Origin of the sequence: Williamwhitmania sp. (assembly GCA_035529935.1) — a bacterium.
Lineage (GTDB): Bacteria > Bacteroidota > Bacteroidia > Bacteroidales > Williamwhitmaniaceae > Williamwhitmania.
The window spans coordinates 1-25,286 of sequence record DATKVT010000131.1; the positions used below are offsets into that span (position 1 = coordinate 1).

The window sequence follows — 25,286 nt, forward strand, 5'->3', positions numbered from 1 at the left end:
TATTGATGAGAACGTATCGTTCACTGACCTGAAGCAGACTTTGCTCAGCTTTGCAAGAGAAATGTTTGGAGAAAATACAGAGATAAGATTACGACCTTCCTATTTCCCATTTACTGAACCTTCTGCAGAAATGGATGTAAGTTGCAAAATCTGCAATGGTGCTGGTTGCAACGTATGTAAATATACAGGTTGGCTCGAAGTGCTGGGTTGTGGAATGGTCGATCCTAATGTTCTCGAAAATTGTGGCATCGATTCTAACCGCTATTCTGGTTTTGCCTTTGGTATGGGCATTGAACGAATAGCCATGCTCAAGTACCAGATAAAAGACCTGCGCTTATACTTTGAAAACGATTTACGCTTTTTACGTCAATTTTCACAGTCATATTAGTAAAAAAGCCAAGAATTCTTGGCTTTTTTACTGTTTTTAATTTCGGTTTTATTATTCTCATTTTTGCACTATCTTTCGGCACAATTACAACATTACAGCGATGAAAAAGCCATGGAAAGAATTACCGAATTGCCCTGGGTGTAGTGTTTCTGAAATTAATATTTTCAAAAACCTCAACACAGAGGAGCGTGAGTATCTTAACCATGAAAAAAACTGTAATTCCTACCTAAAAGGTGATATAATATACCACGAGGGAAATAGAATCACCGGGTGCTACTGTGTAAATAGCGGAATACTAAAAATCTACAAAACAGGAATAGAGGGAAAGGAGCAAATCATTGCATTTGCACAGAAGGGTGACATAATAGGCTATCGTTCAATTCTAAGTAATGAACCTGCATGCACAACAGCGCAAGTAATAGACGATGCCCTGCTATGCTATCTGCCAACCGATGTTCTTCTAAGCTTAGTAAAGAGTAACTCATCGTTTTCACTTGATTTAATGCAACTTACATGCAAAGAATTAAATCAAGCAAACATGTATATCAAGGACATTGCGCAAAAAACGGTAAGGGAAAGATTAGCAGAAGTCTTGCTAATGCTCAGAAACAATTTTGGGGAGGACCAGGATTCATTCTTAAAAATAATACTAACCAGAGAAGATTTGGCCAATATTGTAGGTACAGCAACAGAATCTGTAATCAGGTTACTTTCAGAATTCAAGTCTGATAGCCTAATAGAGTTATCCAACAAAAAGATAAAACTGAAAAATATTAGCGCATTAAAGAAAATAGCTAATGATATCTAAGAAAAGAGATCAGGCTCACTTAGATATGATAATCCCAGATGCTCATAGGCTAGTTTAGTAACTTCTCTACCTCTTGGTGTTCGCATAAGGAATCCTTCCTTAATCAAGAAGGGCTCATATACCTCTTCTATAGTTCCAGCATCTTCACCAACAGCAGTAGAAATAGTGTTAAGACCGACTGGACCACCACTAAATTTGCCGATAATTGTTTGTAAAATGCGGTTATCCATTTCATCTAAGCCACGCTTATCAATGTTAAGAGCATCAAGGGCAATACGCGTAATTTCTATATCGATTTTCCCATTTCCTTTAACCTGAGCAAAATCACGAACACGTCTTAAAAGAGCATTGGAAATTCTAGGTGTTCCTCTACTACGAAGAGCAATTTCCGTGGATGCTTGATCTTCAATTTGTATGCTCAAAATACTTGCTGAGCGATTTATAATTCCCTTAAGAACAGTATGATCATAATACTCAAGATGAGACTTTATGCCAAATCTTGCTCTTAATGGACTAGTAAGTAATCCACTTCGAGTGGTAGCACCAACAAGCGTAAATGGATTAAGCGTAAGCTGTATGCTACGTGCACTCGGTCCTTTATCCAACATGATATCGATGCTGTAATCTTCCATAGCGGAGTATAAGTACTCCTCCACAACAGGACTTAATCGATGTATCTCATCAATAAATAGAATATCTCCAAAATCAAGATTTGTTAAAAGTCCAGCTAGATCACCAGCTTTATCTAAAACAGGACCCGAAGTAATTTTTAAATTACTTCCCATTTCTCTAGCAATAATATGAGCAAGTGTTGTTTTGCCTAAACCGGGAGGACCATGCAGTAACACATGGTCGAGTGCCTCACCTCTCTGCTTTGCTGCTTGAACAAAAATCTTTAAATTCTCAACAACAGCCTTCTGGCCATCAAAATCGGCAAATTCAATGGGCCTAATTCTTTTTTCAATATCACCATCAGAATCGGCAAACTCACCAAATACTCTACTATCATCACTTTGCTTCTTCATAGCTAATCCTCAACCCTAAACCCGTTTATTTTGAAAACCTCACCAGCTTTATACTGAATAGTGATTATCACAAAACCATCTTCAGAATACTTTTTCCATAAACCTACAGGATACCCACTTGAATAGAATTGTTCTTCCTGCAAAATACCATTTGGATAGAAAAATAGATGGCGACCATCAGCTATACCTTGGTTATAGGAACCTCTAAAGCAAATCTTGCCATTAGCATAATAATACTTCCATTCACCATCCTTAGCATCGCTAACAAACCGACCAGTTTCTACCAGATCACCCTGAGTAATTCTCCATTTTCCATCTTTTAAACCAGAAATATAAGATCCAACAACAAGGGTGTCGCTCTTTTCATCTAGCTCATAGTAAAGGCCATCTCGCAATCCATTATAATATTCCTCAAATTTTCTTAAAGACCCATCATCATTAAACCATTCCCAACTACCTGATACTTTACCCTTAGCAAAGGTACCACTTTGTTCTACTCTACCATCTCGATAAAAATATTTCCACCTACCAACTCTTTGTGACAATAAATAGGCTCCACTAGCCTTTACAAGTTTTGTTCCTTCATAAAATTCACGCCAATGGCCACTTTTGTATCCGTTAGTATCCACAGGACCTGAAGATTCTAATAGACCAAGCGAACTATAAACTAAGCATGAATCCAACTTACCCGTTGATGAAAAATAATGATTACCAACTCTAATTTTTCCTAAAAAAGTTCCTCTTTCAGTAATGCCCTTAACTGAATCAACTAATTCCTTTAAAATCAACTCGTCATTAGATATTGAATCTCTAACAATAGAATCATTTCTATATAGGATTGCATTCACCAAAGCACCCTTTTGATTATATATCTTCACATATCCATTCAGTAAGCCATTAATGTAGACTTTCTCATCCTTTATTCGTCCATTATCAAAAAAGGTCTTCCAAACACCATAAGGTTTTCCAAATGAATCCGTTCTATTAACCTCCTCATAATAAAGTAATCGTCCATTGCTGAATTCGCATAAAGTAGTGACACAACTATCCTTATCGAACTCCTTTTCAACGCCATCCTTTTTTCCACTCACATAATGAGTTATCCTATTAATAGAACCATTAGAATAATAGTAAAAACCATAATCCTCATGTCTATCATTTAAATATAGTTCCTTACTAATTAGAATTGGTTTATTGCTACCACTACCATTAACCATTTGATAGGTAAAATAGTATCCACTCTTTTTTCCTAAGTAGTAATTGATAATACTCTTTACATTACCAAGATTATCGAAAAACTTCCAAGTGCTGTCTAAAACAGAATTTCGCCACAATCCCTCAGATTTAATTACTCCATTAACATAATAAGTTTTCCAAAAACCATCAGGTTTACCATTTTTGAAATAACCTTCACTACTAAGTACACCATTAGGATAGTAGAACTTTTTAAACTCCCTAACACCACCTTGTCCAAATGAATATAGGGAACTAATAAGAAAAACTAAAAAAAAACTAATTCTCATCTTCCAAAAATGAATCGTCAATGGAAGTTTAGATATCATAAATAGCCCTATTTAAAGTCGATACTCGCATAAAAATAGTAAGCCATAATTATAAAAGCCCCAATTTTGCAGACATATCAAGCATCCTTACAATTGGTTTACGTGCAGCATCCATAAGAAGATTATCCATACTAACCTCTGGCTCGTCATACAAAAGGGTAAGATATATCTTTTTTAAAGTTATAAGCTTCATAAAATTACAATCATTGCATCCGCAAGTTGCATCAGTTGGAGGCGCAGGCAAAAAAATCTTATTATAGCTGGATTTTTTCATCTGATGAATAATACCTGGCTCAGTTGCAACAATATATTCCTTACCGCTATCAGTTTTAGTATATTTAAGTAGAGCAGCTGTACTACCAATAAAATCAGACATAACAAGTATTGGCTTCTTACATTCTGGATGTGCAATTATCTTTGCATTGGGATGCTCCTTCTTTAACTCAATAATTCTTTCAACAGAAAACTCTTCATGAACATGGCATGCCCCATCCCAAATAACCATTTTTCTACCAGTAATGCCTTGAATATAATTTCCAAGGTTTCTATCTGGTCCAAAAACAATTTTCTCATTTTTTGGAAGGCTATTCACAATTTCAACAGCATTGCTTGAGGTGCAAATAATATCACTAACCGCTTTAATCTCTGCGGTAGTATTAACATAGGAAATTACAGTATGCCCAGGGTATTCCTTCAAAAATTCTTTAAACTTGCCAACGGGAGCTGAATCCGCTAAAGAACATCCAGCATTAAGATCGGGAATTAATACTTTCTTTGTTGGCGAAAGAATTTTTGCTGTTTCTGCCATAAAATGAACACCAGCAAAAAGAATAATATCAGCATCATTTGAGGCTGCCTTTTGAGAAAGTGCCAATGAATCACCAACAAAATGCGCTACATCTTGAATTTCAGGCAACTGATAGTAGTGGGCCAAAATAATAGCATTCTTCTCTCTACACAATTTGGATATTTCGCTTGAGAGATCAACATTGGGATCCACCGGAACATCTATAAAACCGTTTTTCAACAATTTCATCCTTATAATATTATTTGTTTTTCTTTAAAAGAATTTAAAAATGATGGTAATGTTAGTCGGTTAGCTTGGTTGGTAAAAAAGAAACTCCGCCGTTGCAAAAATGATTATTAAAAATCAAAAAACATAGTATTAACAACCATCAATAGATAAAGGTTATTAGATTAAAGGTGGTTACAAATGTTTTTAACAATTGTTCATAAGGTAGGGTGTTCATAAAAACAATGTTACTGAAAGCCTATTTTGATGTTAATTGAGTGTTAATTCTTCCATGGAAAATACTGATAAAAAAGCCTTGACTTTTGTGTATTAGCAATGCTTACGAAATAATTAGCAAGAAGTCAATAGTCCGAGGACGCTTTTTCTGACCCAATCGTCAACAATTTATCAACAGCAATTTTCATGTTTATTAGGGGTTTTCTGGATATGAAATAGTCGGTAGTGAAAATAATTGTGGGATTGCTAATTTTGCAATTCAGTAAGGATTAAAAAATTTATAACTGGAGATATGGAAAAATTTTTGGTGGGTATTGCGTGTGACCATGCTGGCTATGAAATGAAGGTGGCAATTTTGGCACACTTGGCACAACGCGGATTTAAGGTAGTCGATTTTGGGACCAATTCCGAGGAGAGCGTTGACTACCCTGATTTTGCTCATCCGTTGGCTACGGCTGTTGAGCAAAAGGTTGTAAATATGGGTATTTCCCTTTGTGGTAGCGGGAATGGTATTAACATGACCATGAATAAGCATCAGCAAATAAGGGCAGCGCTTTGCTGGACGGAGGAAATTTCGCGCCTTGCTCGGCTGCACAATAATGCAAATGTATGTTCTCTTCCTGCTCGATTTATCTCTCTTGACTTGGCCAAAAAGATTGTAGATGTTTTTTTAAGCACCGAGTTTGAAGGAGGTAGACACCAAAGGCGCATTGAAAAAATACCGATTAAAGCGAAGCTATAATACCTCTTCTGTCAGTCGATGAATGGCAGCGTAGCTCACGAGTGCGGCAAAAACGCCTAACGCATTGGCTGCAATATCTAGCAATTCAAAAGACCGATGTGAAAAAACGTAAAGTTGAAGGAGTTCAATAGCAATGCCATAAGAAAGGGCAATGAGGGAGCCATAGAGAAAAGGCTTGGCATTTTTCCTTAGTTCCTCATTTCTGTGGATAAAAGCAGAATAGAGAAATATGGTGAAAATATAGTAGAGAGTGAGGTGTACAACCTTATCGAGGTATGGCAAGGTGACAATTTTAAATTTGCTTAATTCATCACCGGGAATGCCACATATAATGAGAATAAAAAGACCCCAAACAATTGATTTCCAGAAATATTTTATCATAATATCAACAATCTGTTTGAGATCAATATATGAACTTTTTGAATAACCTTATTCCCGATGGCTGGAATTTACCTTCACATCCCCTTTTGCCGGCACAAGTGTCTATACTGTGATTTTTACTCCGTTGCCTCCCTCGGTCAAAAGGATTTGATGGTTGCGGCACTGTGCAGCGAACTAGACCAGCGAAAGGACTACCTTGCTGGAATGGTTATTGATACCATTTACTTTGGGGGTGGAACCCCATCGGTGCTTACCGCTGGAGATGTTGGCCAAATTTTAGATAGGATAAAGTGCTATTTTAGCATAAACGATAATGTAGAGGTTACATTAGAGGCCAACCCGGAAGATCTGTCGGCTACTTTTTTGCAAGAGCTTTACCTAGTTGGTGTAAATCGGTTAAGTATTGGTATTCAATCGTTTTGCGATGATCATCTCCGCTATTTTGGGCGTCATCATTCGGCCGCACAGGCTTTTGAATCATTTCATGCTGCTCGAAATGCGGGATTTAACAATATTTCTATCGATTTAATTTACGGCTTTCCGGGTTTGGCAACAGAGCAATGGGACCGAAATGTTGAGATGGCCATAGAACTTTCGGCAGAGCACATTTCGGCCTATCAGCTGATGGTAGAGCCCGGCTCCCTGTTTTTTAAACGACAACAGCAGGGCAACTTTGTTCCCGCTAATGACGAGGAAAGCATTCGTCACTACCAGCAATTAACCGCAAGGCTTGGAAGCGTCGGTTATGAGCACTATGAGCTGTCGAATTTTTGTAAACCAGGATATGAGTCGCGACACAATTCTTCCTATTGGTATGGTGCCCACTATCTTGGGCTTGGTCCCGCTGCCCACTCCTATAACAGCGAAAGTCGCCAGTGGAATGCGGCTTATAACAAACGATACCTTGATGGTATTTCTTCTGGGCGCCTAGCCTTTGAGATTGAATATCTTAGCGAAGAAGAGAAGTATAATGAGCTATTGCTAACGCGGCTCAGAACAAGCCGAGGGTTGCTTCGCACCGAGTTGGATGGCTTAAGTATTCAAACGCGTAAGTTTTTTGAAAACCAAGTGAGGAAGATGTTGAATGTTGGTCTGGTTGAGGAACGTGCAACCGGTTGGATTATTCCTGAGCAAAAATGGTTTATTTCCGATGGAATCATTGCGGATATGATGATGAATCGCTGAGCTAACAGTTAACTCGAAATCGAAAAAAGAAGGGCGCACATTGTATAAATGGCGCCCTTCTGAATAAGGAGATATGGCTGTTAGCCTTTTGCTTTTCTGTATTTTCGTGCGGTTGAACGCCTAATTGACCTTATGTTGCGGGTGTATATAATAAAATACATCGCCGGAATAAGAATCAAGGTTAGAAACGTTGCAAAGGTTAAACCAAAAATAATCGTCCAGGCCAATGGGCCAAAGAACATTACGTTATCGCCACCAAAATGGATATGCGGTTGAAGTGATGCAAACAGCGATACAAAGTCGATGTTGAAACCAACCGCAAGCGGAATTAGGCCAAGAACCGTAGCCGATGCCGTTAGCACAACCGGGGTTATACGCGTTTTACCTGCTTCAACAATGGCGTTTCTTGTTTTGGCACCCTCTTCCTTAAGCACATCGGTAAATTCAACCAATAGTATTCCGTTTCGGACCACAATACCAGCCAGAGCAACAAGGCCCAAACCAGTCATGATAATGGAGATGGTCATACCAAAGAAGATGTAACCGAGCAACACTCCCATCACGCTGAAAATTACCTCTGAAAGAATAATTATCGGTTTCGATAGCGAGTTGAACTGGTTGATTAGGATAAACAGTATAAGGAAAAGGGAGAAGAGCAACGCCTTGCTGAGAAAGGCCATTGTTTCAGCCTGATCTTCCTGCTCTCCGGTAATTCGAATCTGAACGCTAGATGGTTTTGTAAATGCAGGGATTGCCTTCTTTATTTTAGCGATAATTTCGTTAGACGTATAACCTGTAAGCACGTTGGAAGAGACGGTGATTACGCGCTTTAGGTTTAAGCGATTAATTTCACCATAACTTTTTGTGTATTCCACATGAGCAACTGCCGACAATGGTATCTGCCGCAATGTGCCAGAGTTCATGTCCCTGTATGTAAGGCTCAGGTTCATCAACTGCTCTACATCGTTGCGCTGATAGTCCTTGAATCGAAGAATGATTGGATATTGATCTTCTCCTTCTCTGTATTTTGAAATTTCGGTACCAAGAAGTGCTGTGCGAATTTGACTTCCTATCATTCCTGCCGAAACGCCATCACGGTTTGCTCTTTCACGATCCAACTTTATGAGCAGCTCCGGTTTGGAGGTGGCAAAGTCCGTCTTAAGCTCTTCAATCCCATCAATTTGGAGCGAGTCGAGATAGCGCTTAAAGCGATTTGCAGTAACAACCAGCTGGTCGAGATTTTCACTCGATAATTCAATGTTGATTGGCTTTCCAACAGGAGGACCATTTTTGTTTTTATCTACCACGATATCCGCGCCAGGTATTCCCTTTATATTATCGCGGATTTTTGACATATACACCGAGGTGTTCTCGCCATTTCTCTTTGAGAATTCAACAAAGTTTACCGATATCTTGGCCAGGTTGGACGATTTTGTACTATTGTCGAACTGATTATCGGAGGCCTGAAGCGCAACATTGGTAAGTACAGATTCTACAATTGGATTGTTTTTACCAAGGACTTCCATAATTCGATGCTCAACAACTTTAGCAATGGAGTCGGTGACCGAAATATCGGTTCCAATGGGCAGCTTGATATAGGTAATAACGTTGTTAGGCTGATTGTCGGGGAAAAACATAACCTTAGGTGGCTTAAGTGCAACCAGTACCATGGTTAAGAAGAAAAGGCCAACCATACCCGTTAACAACCAGTATGGACGTTTTCCCGCAAGTACCCAGCGCAGTAAATTCTCATATCTCCTCATCATTGCCGGGATGAAATGCTGCTGAAATTTCCGTAAAATTTTATAGCCGTATAGATTGTGAAGCAACGCTATTAATGCAACAAAAATCATTAAGTTGGCAAATGCCCGCAAACCAAACAGGTAAAAGGGGATTGAGGCAATTGTAATCCCGCTACAAATTAGGTATAGTTTTTTAAGAGGGGTTGGATGCTCCTCCTCGTCGTGCTTCATAAAATCGATGGCAAATACCGGATTGATGATGTAGGCCACAATTAGTGAGGCAAAGAGCGTAATAATTAATGTTACGGGTATAAAATACATGAATTCACCAACTACTCCGGGCCAAAAGGCAAGCGGGAAGAAAGGAGCTAATGTGGTTAGGGTTCCAGATAGAATAGGAACAAACACCTCTCCGGCTGCATACTTGGCCGCACTTTTAATATCCATCTTCTTTTTCATGAATATTCGGTGGGTGTTCTCGATAACCACAATGGCGTCATCTACCACTATTCCTAGGGCAAAAATAAAGGCAAACATTACCAGCATGTTCATAGTAAACCCGATGTATGGCATGACGATATACGCCAGCGCCATGGAAAGCGGGATGGATAATCCCACAAACAAGGAATTCATAATACCCATGAAAAACATCAGCACAATAGTTACCAGAATGAAGCCAATGATAATGGTGTTATTCAGATCCGATAAGGTTGTTCTGGTGTATTTGGATTGATCGCCGTTTATGGTGATTTTTAGGCTGTTAGGCAAAGAGGTTTCCTTCATCTCCTTGATAATCTGTTTAATTTTATCAGAAGCATCAAGCAGATTTTGACCACTTTTCTTGACAATGTTGAGGGTAATTACATTTTTCCCGTCTTGGCGAGCATAGCTCTCCTGTTCATGGAAACCATCGCGGACAGTTGCAATATCCTTGAGCTTTACCAGCGCACCGCTAGCTGTTGTTACCACAATATTCTTAACATCGTCGAGGCTTTTAAATTCACCAACTATTCTAACGGTGCGGCTCATTCCTTGCAGATTGATGTTTCCGCCAGAAATGGTTGCATTATCGTTGGTTATGGCATTTTGAACCTCAGTAAATGTTAAGCTTGCGGCTTGCATTTTATACATATCGATATCGATCTGTATTTCTCGGTCGAGTGCACCAATAATGTCAACACGGGTTATTTCCTTGAGGCTTTCAAATTTATCCTTTAAGTCGTCTCCGTATTTCTTGAGCTTATCGAGAGGGAGATCGCCTGAAAGTTCAATGTACATTATCGGAATGTCCGATAGGTCGATATCTGTAACTTCGGGGTCTGTTTTTAAATCGGAAGGTAAGTCTACCTTCGATTTGTCAACTGCATCTTTTACTTTCTGCTTAGCATCGGTTACGTCCACATCTGTATTAAACTCAACCACAATCGCAGAAAAATCCTGCACCGAGCGGGAGGTAATTTTTTTAACCCCGTTTATGGCCTTGATGTTTTTCTCGATAGGGCGAGTGATTAGGTTTTCAATATCGGCAGGAGAGGTTCCTGGGTATACTGTATTGACAATTATGTTTGGAATTACAATTTCAGGGAATTGCTCCTTGGGAATGGTTAAGTAGTTAAAAAGCCCAAACACCGCTATGATAATGACCAACACATAGATGCTAAGTTTATTGTCAATTGCCCAGCTGGTTGGTTTGAATTCTTTCAGTTTTTTATCCATTGTATCTATTTTAAACCGAAGGGTTCTGGATTAATAACGAATGCTGGCACCGTCTATTAAGTCTTGGTATCCAAGGGTAATTAGCTTGTCACCAGGTTTTAAGCCGGAAATAACTTCCACTAAGCCATTGTTGGTTGTGCCAAGAACAACGCTTTGCTTCTTTGCTTCAATATTGTTTCCATTCTGCCTGACAACAAATACGTATGTGCCATCAGCATCGCTGCTGATAATATTTTGAGAAACAACAATGGCCTTTTCCTTGTAGTAGTCGTTGATGTTGAGAATAGCCACCATATTGGCCTTTAGATTTGGCACCTTAGTGTCGATGCTTGCTTCAATGTTGAAGGTGCGATTAACCGGGCTGATATACTTACTTACAAAATCGACACGGGAGGTTGCGTTGGCATTTATGTCAGGAAAATTTATGGTAAGCATATCACCTTGGTTAACCTTTGAGGTATACGCTTCGGAGATATCGGCTTTAACCTTCAACTTTCCAAACGCTACAACTCGGTAAAGAACTTGTTGTGGACTTGGGGTAACCATACCTCCAACCTTGATGTTGCACTCTTCAATGGTTCCGTCCGAAGGTGACTTAATCTTGAAATTGTTGAGTTGATCCTTGGTGGCCGCCATTTGTTGCTCCAGCGATTCCTTGTTGGTTTTTGCCTGAAGGTATTGAACCTCGCTCCCCACCTTTTGATCCCATAAGCGCTGCTGTTTGTTGAACAGATCAAGTGCCATGTTATATTGCGTCTGAAGGCTTTGAAGTTGCTTCTGATATTGTTGGTCGTCGATTTGTGCAAGCACCTGTCCCTTTTTTACCACTGTTCCCACGTCGGCATATCTTGCCACTACAGTTCCGCTAGCTTGTGCAAAGACGGCAGCATTTTGGTCACCATCAAGCTCTCCATAAACTTTTATGAAGTGGCGAAAGGGTTGGAATGCTACATTTTCAACCGAAACGAGGGCGTATTTTTCTGTTGAATTCGTATCGGTTTTTGTTGTCGAAATTTCCTTTTCGAGGGTTTCAATTTTTTGGGTTAAGGCCTCCCTTTGGTCCTTAAGCTTGTTCAGCTCATTTTGCTTGTTGCTGCTGCAGGCAAGAAGCAGCGAACTAAGTGCAAAAACAATGATTTTTGTATTCATAATAGTGGATGTTGTCGTTAACAAAATTTTTACTGCTGGTTGTTGTTGAGTTTTTCAAGCGTCGTTTTTGCTGTAAGCAAACTGTTCATCGCGTTGAAATAGTCAGATTCAGTTGATAGGTATTGATTTTCTGCTTGGTATAGATCGCTACTTGTGGTCACTCCTTCCTTGTATTTTATCATGGTGTGATCCAGAATTTTTTTAACCAGAGCAAGGTTTGCTTTGGTCGTTATGTAGCTGGAGTAAGCATTTTTGAAGTTGTTTTGTGCATTTTCAAACGAAAGCATTAAGTTCTGCTCTGCCATTTTGGTATTGTTCTGCGACTGTTGGTACTGTTTACGTGCTTGCGAAAGTTGCGAAAGTTTCATTCCGCTTGTGAAGATGGGCACATCGAGGGAAAGGCCGAAAACATCCTCCGGCTGAAAGTTAAAGCTAGAGGTGTTAAGTAGCTTTTGGTGCTGATAGTAGGCAGAAATGGTGGGCAGAAAAAGTGATTTCTGACGATCGAGGCTCAACTTTTGAAGTTTTTCAGCAGTAACAGCCACACGGTAATCTGGATTTGCTTTTAGATTAAGGGCTGTGTTGAGGCTTGCTGTTAATTTTCCCTCTTCAATATAGTCGTTAAGACTATCGGTAAGTTCAATATTTGTTGATAAATCAAGCCCTAGTTGGAACTTGAGTAGGTTTTTAGACCACTGTGATTGGCGCTCAAGGTTCGCAACCGCGTTGTCAATGTTTGCCTTGATTATGCGGAGCTGGTCAACATTTGTTTCCTCAACAAGGCCCTGGTCACCTAAGGCAATTATATCGCCAAGGTTCTTGTTCGTAACCACCTGGGTCTCCTTCATGATTTTAAGATTTTCCTCCATAATCAACACAAGGTAGTAGCCAGTAGTAACCGATTCCCGAATATCGTTTTTTGTCTTTGTCAGATTTCGGTCAGAGAGTTCCTTATAAATTTTTGATGCCCTTAATCCAACAATATATTCACCGCTAAACACAAGCTGAGTAACCTTAACGCTCCATGAGGTGCTATTGGCGACGCCAAGTTTTATGGCTTGTGTTTTAGTTGGATCGGTAAAATCTGGGAATATGGCCGTCGGAACACTAAAAGTATGTTGATATGATCCGGAACCAGTTACCTGAGGAAGACCAGAGGCCGTCGTTTCCCATATCTTTTTCTTTGCGATCGCCAAATCGAGTTCGCTATTTTTAACTTGGAGATTATTGCTCTCCGCATACTCTATGGCCTTGTTCAGCGAAAGCGCCATAGCCGTAGAATCTGATTGCGAGAATGCAGAGGTGACTAAGCTCGTAATCAGCAAGGGTAGGACAAGAAGTGTTTTTTTAACCATTGGATGTTATTGTGTTTTTGTTTGAACCAAAAAAAATATTTGTGTTCGCAAGCAAGGCATTCCTGCATATTGTTCGTTGGTGAAAATGAAGTTATTACCGCCGATAATATTACTAATTTTCCCTTTTGTGCGACGAAAGTATATATTTGCCTGCACGAAAAAAAATTAAAAGAGAAAAGATAAAAATTGTTAACAAACAATTAACCCAAATCGTTCAGTAAAGCTATGAAAAACAACTTGTTTCTACTATTATTATTACTGTTGAACGATGACAAAAGAACAACAATCACAAAAATGACAAAACAATATCTCGACGAAAAGGCAAAAAAGCAGGCTGAACCGTCGTTCGTTCACGACTGACCCATTGCAGGCAAACCTGATTTTTTCGTTTTGTCGCTGCTATATAGCAGGCATGATGCTTTATTGGAGCGATGTAAATTTGATTGTTGTGCAAAATATATATTGTATATTTCAACAATCCACGTGCCTGCAATTGGGCTCTCCACTTATAATGTGACATCTTAATCTGCTTATCATTAACAAACCCATCAATGTTTCTTTCTATTTGTGAGAGGTATTAATGCGAAAGGTTTAGCAAGAACCGGCTGCAAAAATAGCAGATAGTTAATGAATTAAGAAATTTGGTATAAATTTTCGCTCCGTGCTTAAAGTTAAATTAGTCGCAGACGGAGTAAATGTAGCCTATTGTCAATATTTACCCGAAACGCATTTGGATTTAAACATTTTTAGAATACATTTACTTCTTGTCAGATTCCTAAACATTAAGCAATGAACCTGTTTCCTAATAATATTGAAAAAAAATCTAACGCGTCGATACTTAAGCTTGTTTCAATTTTTGCCGAAGTTCCAAATGATGTGATTGATGAAATAGCAAAAGTTTCTACGTCACAATTTTTTAAGCAGGATCAGGTTATATTCAACAAGGGGGATATGGATTTTGCGCTCTATGTAATTGTGAGCGGGAAGGTTAAGGTTCATGAGGGCGAGCACATTTATTCAACATTTTCCAGCAATGAATATTTCGGTGAATATGCTCTGATAGACAGCTCTCCACGCTCTGCAACCATAACGGCAACGGAAGCAACAGAATTACTTAGACTCGATCAATCTCACTTTATCCAAATAATAGAATCAAATAAAAAGATTACCCAGAGCATACTCAAAGCTCTCATCATGAGGCTTAGGGACTACAACGTGTTGCAGCATGAACTCATTACTAAAAACGAACAAATCCAGCGCCAGCGTGATGAGTTGGAAATGCAGCGGAAGGAGTTGGAGGTGCTGAATGCCACAAAGGATAAGTTTTTTGCCATCATTGCCCACGATTTGCGCAACCCTTTTTCAACAGTGTTAAGTTTATCAGAGTTGCTTGCCCGCGAATTTGAAAATTTTGATCCAGAACGGTTAAAAGAGTTTATAGGACAGATTTACAAGTATTCCAACAACACCTTTAACCTCCTTGAGAATCTTCTTCAGTGGTCTTTGGTTCAAACCGGGAGAATGCCATTACGCCCCAAGGTGGTTAATATCTGTGATATTGTAAATGAGAACATCGAACTTTTGCGAGGTAATGCTGTCAACAAAGGCATTGAGTTAAACGGTCCAAAATGTGGCGAATGGTTTGCCTATGTTGACGTCAATATGATAACTACGGTGGTTCGTAACCTCGTTTCCAATGCAATAAAGTTTACATCTGCAGGTGGTGAAGTTTCGATATCAATCGTGCAGGACAATGAATTTGTTCTTGTAACTGTTTCCGATACAGGTGTAGGTATCTCGCCAGAAGATATGAACAACCTATTTAAGCTGGACAGCAATCCAACAACCATGGGTACTGGTCAGGAGAAAGGTACCGGTTTGGGCCTCATTCTCTGTAAGGAATTTGTTGTGCGTAATGGTGGTAAAATATGGGTTGAAAGCATTCTTAATCAAGGAACCACCTTTTTCTTTACAGCACCAAAGTTAGATCGCTAGTTTTCTTGAGCCCATTTTTCAGCCACAATGCTTGCCATAAGAAGCTCTTCGTGTGTTGTAATCTTAAGATTCAACTTATTTCCTTCAATAAGGGTGATTTTGGTTCCAGAAACTTCAATTACCGATGCGTCATCGGTAAATACATCCTTATATGGTTGTGCGTAACCCTTCAAAAGCACGTCTCTTTTAAAAATCTGCGGTGTTTGAACGCGCTTCACGTCTCTGCGCTTCAATGGGCGGCTTCCATCAGGGGTAAGCAGCCGAATGGAGTCTACCGACTCAATAACGGGAACGGCGGTTCCAGTTTTGTCAGCAGCTTCAAAACAGCGACGAATGGTTACTTCGTCGATGAATGGCCTAACGCCGTCGTGTATGGCAATTAACTCCTCATCACCCAAGGCGGCAATACCATTTTGTACAGAGTAAAAGCGCTCTTCTCCTCCTTTTACAAGGGTCACCGCAAATGGTGGATTAAACTCTTTTTGAATTGCTTCCCAGGAGTCGAAGTGCTGCGCGGGAATAACGAGAATGAGGGTCATTTCTGGGTCGAACCGATAGAACGCTTCAAGCGCCCAAAGAACAATGGGCTTACCCCCAATGAGTTGGAATTGCTTAGGGATGTCACCTCCAATTCGGGTACCAATTCCACCCGCAACAATAATGGCTGCCTTTTTCATTTTCTCTTAACTTCGTGGTGAAAATATTGTTTACGAAGGTAGTATAAACTAACAAACGATGGAACAGGTTGACATAATCAATTTTTTGTCTGATTTACAGAAGAATAACAACCGTGAGTGGTTTGCTGAGCATAAGGCGAGCTATCAAAAAACTCTTACGGGATTTGAAAACATTATGAGCCGAATAATCTCTTTGGTTGGCATGTTCGACAAGGAGGTGGTTGGGCTTAACCCCAAAGCGTGTATTTTCCGCATTTACCGAGACGTTCGATTCTCGAACGATAAAAGTCCATATAAAACCCATTTTGGCGGTTTCATTGCTCCGGGTGGACGAAAAAGTTCAGGAGGCGGCTATTACATTCATCTCGGTCCTGGCGAATCTATGGTTGCCGGTGGAGCATGGAGGCCAGAGTCAGAGCACCTTAAAAAAATTCGTAGGGCAATTGATTTTTACCACGAGGAGTTTTTGCAGATTGTGGGAGACAAAGATTTTAGTAGGTGGTTCGACGATTTATCGAACGAAGACTCACTCGTGAGAGTTCCTGCTGGATTTTCTGTTGACTCGCCTGTTGCGGCCTATTTAAAGCTGAAAAGTTTTACGGTCGGCAGAACCTTTACCAACAAAGAGGTGTTTTTGCCCACGTTTGAGAACCAGCTGGTTGAGGGTTGCCGGGCAATGTTTGGGCTTAACAAGTTTTTGCGCGAGGCCATTGAATAGACAACGCGCCTAGTATTCCGTTTTTTTAGATATCCACGGTACTGTACAGAAATCGCTTTATGCTCTTCTTGGGCGTTTTTTCAAACTCCTCAGGATAGAGTTTCGTTTTCGCCAACTGCATGAAGGCAGGCAGCTGTTCGTTGATATTTTTTCGATTTTCCTCCATAATAATCTCGAGGTCGTTGGTGTTGACACCGGCCTCGTCAGCAGCCTCATAGTCGGGATAGATGAGAGCTACCAGACGGCCGTTGCGCTCTACCACCAACGATTCTTGAATAAATGGCATGTTGTTCAACCTTGCCTCAATTTCTTCTGGATAGATGTTCTGTCCAGTTGAGCCAAGAATCATGCTTTTGCTTCGTCCTTTGATGAAGATGAATCCATTTGTATCTACAACTCCAAGGTCTCCGGTGTGAAGCCATCCTTCGGGTGAAATTGTAGCACGAGTGGCCTCTTCGTTTTTATAGTAGCCAAGCATAACATTCTCCCCTTTCACCAGAATTTCGCCAACCACATTCTGTGGATCAGGGGAATCAATCATAATTTCGAGGGTGGGAAGGATTTTTCCACAAGAGCCGACTGGGATTTCTTTCCATGAAGCATACGAAATCAGCGGCCCGCACTCGGTCATACCAAACCCTACGGTATACTGGAATTTAATTTTTTTTAAAAATTCTTCCACTTCAAGATTAAGTGGTGCTCCGCCAATAATTACCTCAATGAAGCTTCCACCGAAAACGTCGGTGAGTTTTTTGTTTACCTGCTGAAAAATTTTTTTATCGAGAAGAGGAACATTCATAAGCATCTTCATGGGGCGCTTATTGAGAGTCGGCAGAATCTGCTTTTTGTAAATTTTCTCGATTATTAGTGGCACTGTAAGAACAAGTCTCGGTTTTATGTGCTCAAAAGCTTGCATAATTAGCTTTGGAGCAGGCGTTTTTGTTAGGAAGTTAATATGGCATCCAACAGAGAATGGCCACAAAAATTCAAAAGCGCATCCATAGGCATGCGCCAATGGTAAAAAGGAAACTATTCTATCGCCAGGACGCAAGGGTATGGTGGTGTGGCCAAAGAGCATGTTTGCCGCCAAGCTGTTTAGTGGGAGCATTACACCCTTAGAGAAGCCGGTTGTTCCTGATGTATAGCTTATTACACCAAGATTACTGTTTGGGATTTCTGCAAAATTTAGATCTTTGGGCTGGAGCTCGGCAAAAGCATCGCTATCGCTTTCAATCAAATGATTTGTCTGATCGGCTGCTGCCTGATTGTGGTGGGTAAGTAGGCCAAAGTTGGTAAGCGAAAAAAATGCGCGAACACTCCTCATTGATGACTCATCAATATTTTCCCAGATATTATCGCTGGAAAACATGAGAACCGAGTCGGAGTGGTTAACAATGTGGTGAATGTCGGCTGGCGCAAAATCGGGTAGGATAGGAACAATAACCGCTCCGTATGTAACAACGGATAGATATGCTATCGCCCAATTGCTGCTATTTCGACCTATAAGAGCAACCTTATCACCTTCGCAAAGCCCCCATATTTTATAGTATTCATGCAGCAGTGCAATTTTTTTGGCGACATCGGCGTAGGTATATGTCTTGTCGAGGTAGTCAGAAAAGGCAGGCCTATTCCAATTTTGCTTCAGGCTTTTTTCTACGTATTCCTTAATAAAGTTTTCGTTAATCATAGGGAACGCGTTTTTTGGTTAGAATCAATATGCTAAGCGCTAGGCGCTTGGTAAAGAAACCGCTTTATGCTGCGCTTGGGCGTTTTTTCAAATTCTTCGGGATAGAGTCTCACTTCACTGATTTGACAATAAGCAGGAAGCATTTTGTTGACATCCATCCGGTTTTCTTCCATTTTCTTTTGGATATCATCGGTTCGTATTTTTTGCTTATCGGCCAATTCGTAGTCGGGATAAACTAGGGCGATTAATTTTCCAGAGTGTTCAACAACAAGCGATTCCTGAACAAAGGGCATGTTGTTAATTCTTGCTTCAATTTCTTCGGGGTATATGTTTTGGCCCGAAGCACCAAGTATCATGTTCTTGCTTCGACCTTTAATAAACAGAAACCCATCCTTGTCCAACAGGCCAAGGTCTCCGGTATGCATCCATCCATCAGGGGTAAAGGCCGCTTCGGTAGCTTCTTCGTTGCGGTAGTAGCCAAGCATAACGTTGTCGCCCCTGACAAGAATCTCCCCAACGATATTTTCAGGATCGTCAGAGTCAATTTTTATTTGCATCCTGGGTGCCGCTTTTCCGGTGGAGAAGAGTTTTGTCTCGTTCCAGGGGGCATACGCAACAATGGGGCCACACTCAGTCATACCATATCCAACCGTAAAACGAAACCCAATTTTTTTCAGAAAACTTTCCACCTCTGGGTTCAGCGCTGCTCCACCAATTACCACCTCGTGAAATTCGCCACCAAAAATAGAGGTCAGCTTCTCGTTAATTTTTTTACAAATGCGGCGATCGACGATGGGGAGCTTAAGCAGTAATTTCACCGATGGTTTATTTATTGCATCCAGAATATTTTTTCGATAGATTTTCTCAATAATTAGAGGAACGGACAGAACCACTTTGGGCTTTAACTCTGCAAATGCTTCCAAAATAATTTTAGGAGAGGGTGTGCGGGTAAGAAAGTTTATGTGGCATCCCCTGGTGATGGGGTATAAAAATTCGAAAGCACCACCATATGCATGGGCCAGTGGAAGTATACTGACCATGTTTCCGCCTGGTTCTAGGGGTAACACATCCTCGGCAAATAGTAGGTTTGAATTTAATGAGCGGTAAGGTAGCATGACACCTTTGGAGAAGCCTGATGTCCCTGAAGTATAGTTAATTATAGCCAATTCTTCCGGAGCATCTCTATGGTAAGTAATGCATTCTGGGGTAAATCCAGTGGCGTACTTTTCCTTAAATAACCGCGGTAGGTCACCATGAATTTGGCGAACTGAAAAGGGTGTGTTCTCATGAAGAATGTCGAAGGCAGTCAGTGAAATTATGCACTTAACTCCAGGTATCTTTGTTTCGTTGAGATTGTCCCAAATTTGGTCGCCTGTAAACAGCACCATCGCTTCCGAATGGTTTACGATATGGTGAATATTGTCGGGCTTAAAGTCTTGTAAAATAGGAACAACGATGGCACCATAGGTGGTAATTGATAGAAATGCCACGGCCCAGTTGGAAGAATTTCTTCCTACAAGCGCAATTTTATCCCCTTTTCGAATCCCTGTTTTTTCAAATATGATATGGATTTTAGCAATTTTTCGAGCAATGTCCTTGTAGTAATAGGTTGTTCCTTTATAATCGCTAAGTGCAGGCAGTTCCCAGTTTTGACGAATACTCTTTTCAATATGGGCAACAAAGCTTTTTTCCATAAAAATTACTCTTTAAAAATAAGTTAAGTTGTTGATATTAAGAGCAATGATTGGTTTGCCTTAACGGCGAACCTGACAAAAGTATAAAAAAATTAATCTTAGCAAATATTTTAGTAAAATCGTTGTACCATAGTGGTTTCGTTATTTTTTTAACAGTGTGGTGCAATGATTATAATGGCAATCAGGTTTAAATAAAAAGACGTCTGCTTTGGGGGCAGGCGTCTTTTACTCGTTAAGCAAAAATTGCTTTATTTGATCATGAACTGAGTGGTTCCAATCTGCATCCCGTCCGTGAATATATTTACATCGTAAGAACCCGATACAAGGTCGCCATTGTTGTCGTAGAAAATGCAAAGATCAACATCCTTATTCTGGTAATCGATCTCTCGTTTTGCTGAGAAAACAATCTTTTGACCCTGATAATCAAACAGGTCCGTTTCAGATTTGGCCAGCACATATTTGTCAGGTCCGGTTATGCGGACGTAGACATCGCGCAATCCTGCTTGTGCAATATCGTTTTCTACGAGGGTAAAGCAAACCTTAATTTTATCGATACGGCGAGCTCGTGTAACCGTCTTACCACGCTTGTTAATTAGGGTTGCAGCAATATCGCGAGCCTTAATTATGGAGCCTTTTTGAACCTTACTCGAGAGTTCCTCATTTTTTTGTGACAGCTCCTGGTTTGCCATTTTGGTCATTCCTGATTCCTCCTTCACCTTCACATTTTCAGCAATGAGAGCTTGGTTCATGGTGTTCAGTGAGTCAATTTGCTGGATATAGCTCTTCATTATAGATCGAAGCGTTCCTAACTCTTTTTGATAATCCTTGATTTTTTGATAGTTGATGGCTTTTTCTTGCTTCATTTGAGCAAGAAGCCCCTGAATTTTACCACGCTCAACAGCAAGTTGGTTGTTTATGGAGTCGTTGTTTGATTCAAGATTTTTGTAGTCGGAGTATAGGTTGTTGAGATTCGATTCAATGCTGTCCTTCTCTTCATTGAGCTGGTACTGTATCACTTCTGATTGTTTCTTTTCTGCGCTATACTTCCAGAAAAGCAAGCCACAGATAACAACCAAGGCTGCAATTATGACGAGGTAGCCAATGCTCGACTTTTGGCTGGGCTGAGCCGTCTGCAAATTTTGTTCTTCCATAAACTTTTGGGCCATTTAAATTTCAGTGGGTGAAGATAGGAACATTTTTAATATCAGCGATTACCGTCGAGGGTGAGCTCGTGGAAAACATCTTCCAAATGTTTTTCTTGCGTTTGTAAAGTAATTATGGTTGCTCCTTGCTGAACCGCTTTATTAAAGATGGCAACTCTTGGGTCTCCGTTTTTCTCCACCAGAAGCATCCAGCCCCTCGCTCCAATTTTGGTAACACGCAAAACCGAATCAATGCCCTTAAAAAATTCGGGGTCAATATCTTCGGTAAACTCAACAAATACGGAGGTGTCTCCACCTTGGGCATGAAGCTTTAGGTCGTCCTGATTTTCGTTGGCAACAATTTTTCCTTTACTTATAATTATGACCTTGCTACACACGGCCTCTACCTCTTGCATGATATGGGTGGAGAGCATCACTGTCTTTGTTTTCCCAACCTCTTTGATTAGGTTTCGAATATCCACAATTTGGTTGGGGTCAAGGCCCGTTGTGGGCTCGTCAAGAATGAGCACCTCTGGGTCGTGAATTAGGGCTTGAGCTAGGCCAACTCGTTGTCGATAACCCTTGCTGAGCATGGATATTTTTTTGTGCTTTTCCATCCCAAGTCCAGTAAGTTCAACGAGGTCGTCGACTCGCTGTTGAAGATTTTTCACGCGATGTAAATTACCAATGAAGGTTAAAAACTCCTTCACATACATATCAGTATAGAGTGGATTGTGCTCTGGCAGGTAGCCTATCAAACTTTTAATGGTAAATGGATCTGCCGAAACATCGATGTTGTTGATAAGGGCAACGCCGGAATTGGGGTGGATCACGCCAACGAGGGTTTTCATGAGCGTTGATTTTCCTGCACCATTTGGGCCGAGAAATCCAACGACCTCTCCTGAATTTACGGTGAAAGAAACATCATCAAGTGCTTTCTGTTCTCCGTAAAGTTTGGTTATATTGCGTACTTCAATGGACATGGCTATATTTTGTAGATCGACAAAGCTACAAATTACCAGAAAATATCGTATCAAATGACACAGATACTTTTTTTTGTCGTATCATAAACTAGAAACGTCTCATTTAACAAATTGGTATTATGTATATCACTCCATTTCGATTAGGACTACTCACTTTCATTGCAATTTTTCTTGGTTTTAACACCCCGATGCTTATTACCGCGCTGCAGCAAGGAACTTCCTTAACAAATCCAGTGCTCAATATTTCCGGGTTAGCCTTACTGGGTATCGTGGTAATATTAAATCAGGTTTTTCAAAACCGAAAGAGCAAGGTAGATGTGGAAAAACAATAACCGCTGGGCTCCAATTACAATTGGCTTGCTTAGCGTTTGCGTCCCTCTTTTCTCTCAGGTAAAGCCAGTTGAGGTTTTACCCGATTCGGTTAGCCGTGGCCAGAATAGTTTTTTGGTGATCCCCACAGCAATTTATGCTCCTGAAACTCGTTGGGCATTTGGACTCTCTTCCGGTTACTACTTCTCCAAAGACAACAGCCGAAAGGTCTCGAACATTCAGGGAGATTTAACATACACGCTCAACGATCAGTTTAAGGCATCCATCTCCCCAAAGGTTTTTTCTGACGATAAGCGAAGCTTCTACTCAGGTAGGGTGGTGGCCATGAACTATCCCGATAAGTTTTATGGTATTGGTCGGCATGCCGATAGTAGCCAAAATTATACGTGGAAAAATCTCTCCTTTTTGCTTCAGCGTCAGAAAGTGATTTTTGCCGATCTCATGCTGGGCGTTCAAATGTTCATTGATTATGGCAGGATGAAGGATTCCCTTCCCTTAAGCCGTTATGCAAATGAAGAAATTAGAGGTAACGGGGAATATCTTACCGCAGCACTTGGTGCGCTGGCTACTTGGGACAGCCGTGATAATATGTTTTTTGCAAGAACCGGTAGTTTTTATAAGCTCTCGTTGCTTGTGAACAGTAAGATTTTTTTAAGCGATTGTGATTACTCCCGTTTCACCATAGATATTCGTGAATTTGGGTTACTTACACGAAGAATTTCGTTGGGTTTCCAATATTTTGGTGATTTTACTTGGGGTGAGGTACCATTTCAACGGTTACCGATGGAGGGTGGTTCTGATATACTTCGAGGAGTAAGGCAGGGGCGTTACCGCGACAAGATGATGATGGCGACGCAGCTTGAGCTTCGGGCCAATATCTTTCGTCGGCTTTATGCCACAACTTTTATAGCGGCAGCTGATGTTGCTCCTGTTGTAAACGAATTTCTTATAAAAGAGTCCAACATTTCGTTTGGGGGTGGGTTTCGTTATAGGCTGAATAAGGCTGGCGTAAACCTCCGCTTCGACACAGGATATTCACCAGGGGGTAAACCTCTTTATTACTTTACTGCGCTGGAGGCCTTTTAGTAGCAAATTGCTAAAACACTCTTTTCATGAAGAAGTATTTTCTTTACCTTGTTGTGAGCGTGGTTCTCACAAATCAGGGCAGTGCCTGTACTAACCTAATTGTCACCAAGGGCGCATCTCATAATGGTTCAGCCTATATCGTCTATACCTGTGATGGTGAATTTCTTCCACACCTGCGCTACGATCCGGCGAGAACAGCTAAGCCAGGCGAGGTAATCCGTTTAATGAACTGGGAAACTGGAGCCACCGGAACCATTCCAGAAGTAGCTCAAACCTATGCCGCCGTTGGCCCACATATCAACGAGTACCAGGTGGCAATTGGTGAAACTACATTTGGCGGGCGCGAGGAGCTTTGGGATAAAACCAAACCATTACACTACTGGCAAATGATGCAGATGGCCCTTGAGCGATCGCGTACGGCTCGCGAGGCGGTTGAAGTACTTACAAACCTTGTTGGAACATACGGATACGGCAGCACGGGCGAGTCATTTTCTATTGTCGATCCAAACGAAGCTTGGCTACTCGAAATGATTGGAAGCGGCGGTGATGAATCTGGCCCGATTTGGGTGGCGGTAAAAATCCCGGATGGATATGTATGTGCACATGCCAACCATTCCCGCATTGGAGAATTCCCGCTCGATAAGCCCGAAGAGTGTATTTACTCAAAAAATGTAATATCGTTCGCGGTAAAAAAGGGCTACTACAATCCAAAGTCGGGCAAGCCATTTCAGTTTAACCAGGCCTACGACCCCGCTGATCCAACCAAGCTGCGCTATTGTGAAACCCGGGTGTGGAGTCTCTTCAACCGAATTGCCCCAAGTATGCACCTTTCTATGGATTACAACAGAGGAGTTCAAGGTGCCAAACGCTATCCATTGTGGATAAAGCCCGACAAGAAGTTGAGGCTTCAGGATGTGATGGCCCTTATTCGTGATCATTATGAGGGAACCTCCATTGAAATGACCAAAGGACTTGCCGCTGGTCCGTTTGGTTCTCCCGATTATTGGAGGCCATTGACCTTTCAGGTTGATTCGGTGCAGGGAACGTGGGAGCGATGCATTTCTACCTATAATACAGGCTTCTCCTTTATTGCTCAGTTACGAGGATGGTTGCCAAACCCAATAGGTGGAATATTATGGTATGGCGTGGACGACACCTATACCACCTGCTACTTTCCCATTTATGCCGGAGTTACCGATGTCCCAAAGCCATTTACAGAGGGGACACTTCGACACTTTTCCATGAATTCGGCCTGGTGGATTTTTAACCTTGTGGCCAACTATGCCAACCTTAAGTACAGCTATATGGTTAAGGATATTCAAAAGGTTCAGCAGCAGATGGAGGCGGATTTTCGCAGCGAAATACTAGAAATGGATAGTAAGGCGCTGGCGTTGAAGAATGATCCGGAGAAAATGCACGCCGCGTTGACTCAGTTTTCGGTAGATGCTGGCAATAAGGTCTTTAGTAAGTGGACGGAGCTGCTCTTCGACCTGATTACACGCTACAACGATGGCTATGTGCAGGACAGCCTTGGCAATCCACAGCAGGTTGGATATCCGCAGGAATGGTATCGTAGAGCCCTGAAAGATAATCCCGGTATAGCCATTCCTGTGTGGTATGAGAATCAGGAATCAAAAGAGCCAACAAATTTTTAACAGCTACATGGTTGCAA

At 41.0% G+C, this 25,286-nt stretch carries 21 protein-coding genes; 9 read left to right on the forward strand and 12 right to left on the reverse strand.

From position 1 onward, the window contains the following. Both VMW01_10065 and VMW01_10070 read left to right on the forward strand, forming a co-directional pair. On the forward strand, positions 1–388 hold a 388-nt coding region (locus tag VMW01_10065), incomplete at its 5' end, for a hypothetical protein (GenBank protein ID HUW06597.1). Between the two features lie 100 nt (positions 389–488). Further along, positions 489–1,196, forward strand: a complete 708-nt coding sequence (locus VMW01_10070) for a Crp/Fnr family transcriptional regulator (GenBank protein ID HUW06598.1) — start codon at positions 489–491, stop codon at positions 1,194–1,196. Here the strand turns inward: VMW01_10070 and ruvB are convergent. The 3 genes from ruvB to nadA are packed head-to-tail and all read right to left on the reverse strand — an operon-like array spanning position 1,193 to position 4,819. After that, on the reverse strand, positions 1,193–2,221 hold the full coding sequence (ruvB, locus tag VMW01_10075) for a Holliday junction branch migration DNA helicase RuvB (GenBank protein ID HUW06599.1): 1,029 nt from the start codon (positions 2,219–2,221) through the stop codon (positions 1,193–1,195). The genes VMW01_10070 and ruvB overlap by 4 nt on opposite strands. Before the next feature lie 2 nt (positions 2,222–2,223). After that, complete coding sequence (locus VMW01_10080; GenBank protein HUW06600.1) at positions 2,224–3,783, reverse strand: hypothetical protein; 1,560 nt, start codon at positions 3,781–3,783, stop codon at positions 2,224–2,226. A 49-nt stretch (positions 3,784–3,832) separates the two neighbouring features. After that, the gene (nadA, locus tag VMW01_10085) at positions 3,833–4,819 is read right to left on the reverse strand and encodes a quinolinate synthase NadA (GenBank protein ID HUW06601.1); all 987 of its coding nucleotides are present in this window, start codon (positions 4,817–4,819) and stop codon (positions 3,833–3,835) included. Between the two features lie 505 nt (positions 4,820–5,324). Here nadA and rpiB point away from each other — a divergent pair. Beyond that, on the forward strand, positions 5,325–5,774 hold the full coding sequence (gene rpiB, locus VMW01_10090; GenBank protein HUW06602.1) for a ribose 5-phosphate isomerase B: 450 nt from the start codon (positions 5,325–5,327) through the stop codon (positions 5,772–5,774). Here the strand turns inward: rpiB and VMW01_10095 are convergent. Continuing rightward, a complete protein-coding gene (locus tag VMW01_10095) occupies positions 5,769–6,155 on the reverse strand; it encodes a VanZ family protein (protein ID HUW06603.1) in 387 nt (128 codons plus the stop codon). The genes rpiB and VMW01_10095 overlap by 6 nt on opposite strands. Positions 6,156–6,212: 57 nt before the next feature. Here VMW01_10095 and hemW point away from each other — a divergent pair, with 57 nt between their 5' ends. After that, entirely contained in the window at positions 6,213–7,340 is a 1,128-nt protein-coding gene (gene hemW / locus VMW01_10100) for a radical SAM family heme chaperone HemW (protein HUW06604.1), read from the forward strand. An 80-nt stretch (positions 7,341–7,420) separates the two neighbouring features. On the opposite strand, the gene VMW01_10105 is transcribed toward hemW, so the two are convergent. From VMW01_10105 to VMW01_10115, 3 genes are read right to left on the reverse strand one after another with little or no spacing between them, the layout of a single operon-like run. Next, positions 7,421–10,798, reverse strand: coding sequence for an efflux RND transporter permease subunit (locus VMW01_10105; protein HUW06605.1), 3,378 nt, complete (start codon positions 10,796–10,798; stop codon positions 7,421–7,423). 30 nt (positions 10,799–10,828) lie between these two features. Continuing rightward, positions 10,829–11,947: an efflux RND transporter periplasmic adaptor subunit gene (locus VMW01_10110; GenBank protein HUW06606.1), complete on the reverse strand. Its 1,119-nt coding sequence runs from the start codon at positions 11,945–11,947 to the stop codon at positions 10,829–10,831. Positions 11,948–11,976: 29 nt separating this feature from the next. Next, positions 11,977–13,302 (reverse strand): TolC family protein, encoded by a 1,326-nt coding sequence (locus tag VMW01_10115; protein ID HUW06607.1) that lies wholly within the window; start codon positions 13,300–13,302, stop codon positions 11,977–11,979. A gap of 789 nt (positions 13,303–14,091) precedes the next feature. Here VMW01_10115 and VMW01_10120 point away from each other — a divergent pair. Continuing rightward, positions 14,092–15,297: an ATP-binding protein gene (locus VMW01_10120; protein ID HUW06608.1), complete on the forward strand. Its 1,206-nt coding sequence runs from the start codon at positions 14,092–14,094 to the stop codon at positions 15,295–15,297. On the opposite strand, the gene VMW01_10125 is transcribed toward VMW01_10120, so the two are convergent. After that, on the reverse strand, positions 15,294–15,974 hold the full coding sequence (locus tag VMW01_10125) for a 2-C-methyl-D-erythritol 4-phosphate cytidylyltransferase (protein ID HUW06609.1): 681 nt from the start codon (positions 15,972–15,974) through the stop codon (positions 15,294–15,296). The genes VMW01_10120 and VMW01_10125 overlap by 4 nt on opposite strands. A 58-nt stretch (positions 15,975–16,032) precedes the next feature. Here VMW01_10125 and VMW01_10130 point away from each other — a divergent pair, with 58 nt between their 5' ends. Then, entirely contained in the window at positions 16,033–16,692 is a 660-nt protein-coding gene (locus VMW01_10130) for a DUF2461 domain-containing protein (protein ID HUW06610.1), read from the forward strand. Between the two features lie 25 nt (positions 16,693–16,717). Here the strand turns inward: VMW01_10130 and VMW01_10135 are convergent, their stop codons facing one another. The 4 genes from VMW01_10135 to gldA form a co-directional block, all read right to left on the reverse strand. Then, entirely contained in the window at positions 16,718–18,379 is a 1,662-nt protein-coding gene (locus VMW01_10135) for an AMP-binding protein (protein HUW06611.1), read from the reverse strand. A gap of 32 nt (positions 18,380–18,411) precedes the next feature. Then, positions 18,412–20,073 carry an AMP-binding protein gene (locus VMW01_10140; protein HUW06612.1) on the reverse strand — a complete coding sequence of 554 codons (1,662 nt, stop codon included), beginning with the start codon at positions 20,071–20,073 and terminating at the stop codon, positions 18,412–18,414. Between the two features lie 248 nt (positions 20,074–20,321). Further along, positions 20,322–21,224: a hypothetical protein gene (locus VMW01_10145; GenBank protein ID HUW06613.1), complete on the reverse strand. Its 903-nt coding sequence runs from the start codon at positions 21,222–21,224 to the stop codon at positions 20,322–20,324. A 53-nt stretch (positions 21,225–21,277) separates the two neighbouring features. Then, entirely contained in the window at positions 21,278–22,198 is a 921-nt protein-coding gene (gene gldA / locus VMW01_10150; GenBank protein ID HUW06614.1) for a gliding motility-associated ABC transporter ATP-binding subunit GldA, read from the reverse strand. A 119-nt stretch (positions 22,199–22,317) separates the two neighbouring features. Between gldA and VMW01_10155 the strand changes: the two genes are divergently transcribed. Genes VMW01_10155 through VMW01_10165 form a run of 3 tightly spaced genes read left to right on the forward strand, consistent with a single transcriptional unit; the run spans position 22,318 to position 25,269 of the window. Then, positions 22,318–22,530: a hypothetical protein gene (locus VMW01_10155; GenBank protein HUW06615.1), complete on the forward strand. Its 213-nt coding sequence runs from the start codon at positions 22,318–22,320 to the stop codon at positions 22,528–22,530. Beyond that, positions 22,514–23,614: a BamA/TamA family outer membrane protein gene (locus VMW01_10160; GenBank protein ID HUW06616.1), complete on the forward strand. Its 1,101-nt coding sequence runs from the start codon at positions 22,514–22,516 to the stop codon at positions 23,612–23,614. The genes VMW01_10155 and VMW01_10160 overlap by 17 nt, the downstream gene beginning before the upstream one ends. Positions 23,615–23,640: 26 nt before the next feature. Beyond that, positions 23,641–25,269: a C69 family dipeptidase gene (locus VMW01_10165; GenBank protein ID HUW06617.1), complete on the forward strand. Its 1,629-nt coding sequence runs from the start codon at positions 23,641–23,643 to the stop codon at positions 25,267–25,269. The last annotated feature ends 17 nt before the right edge of the window (positions 25,270–25,286 follow it).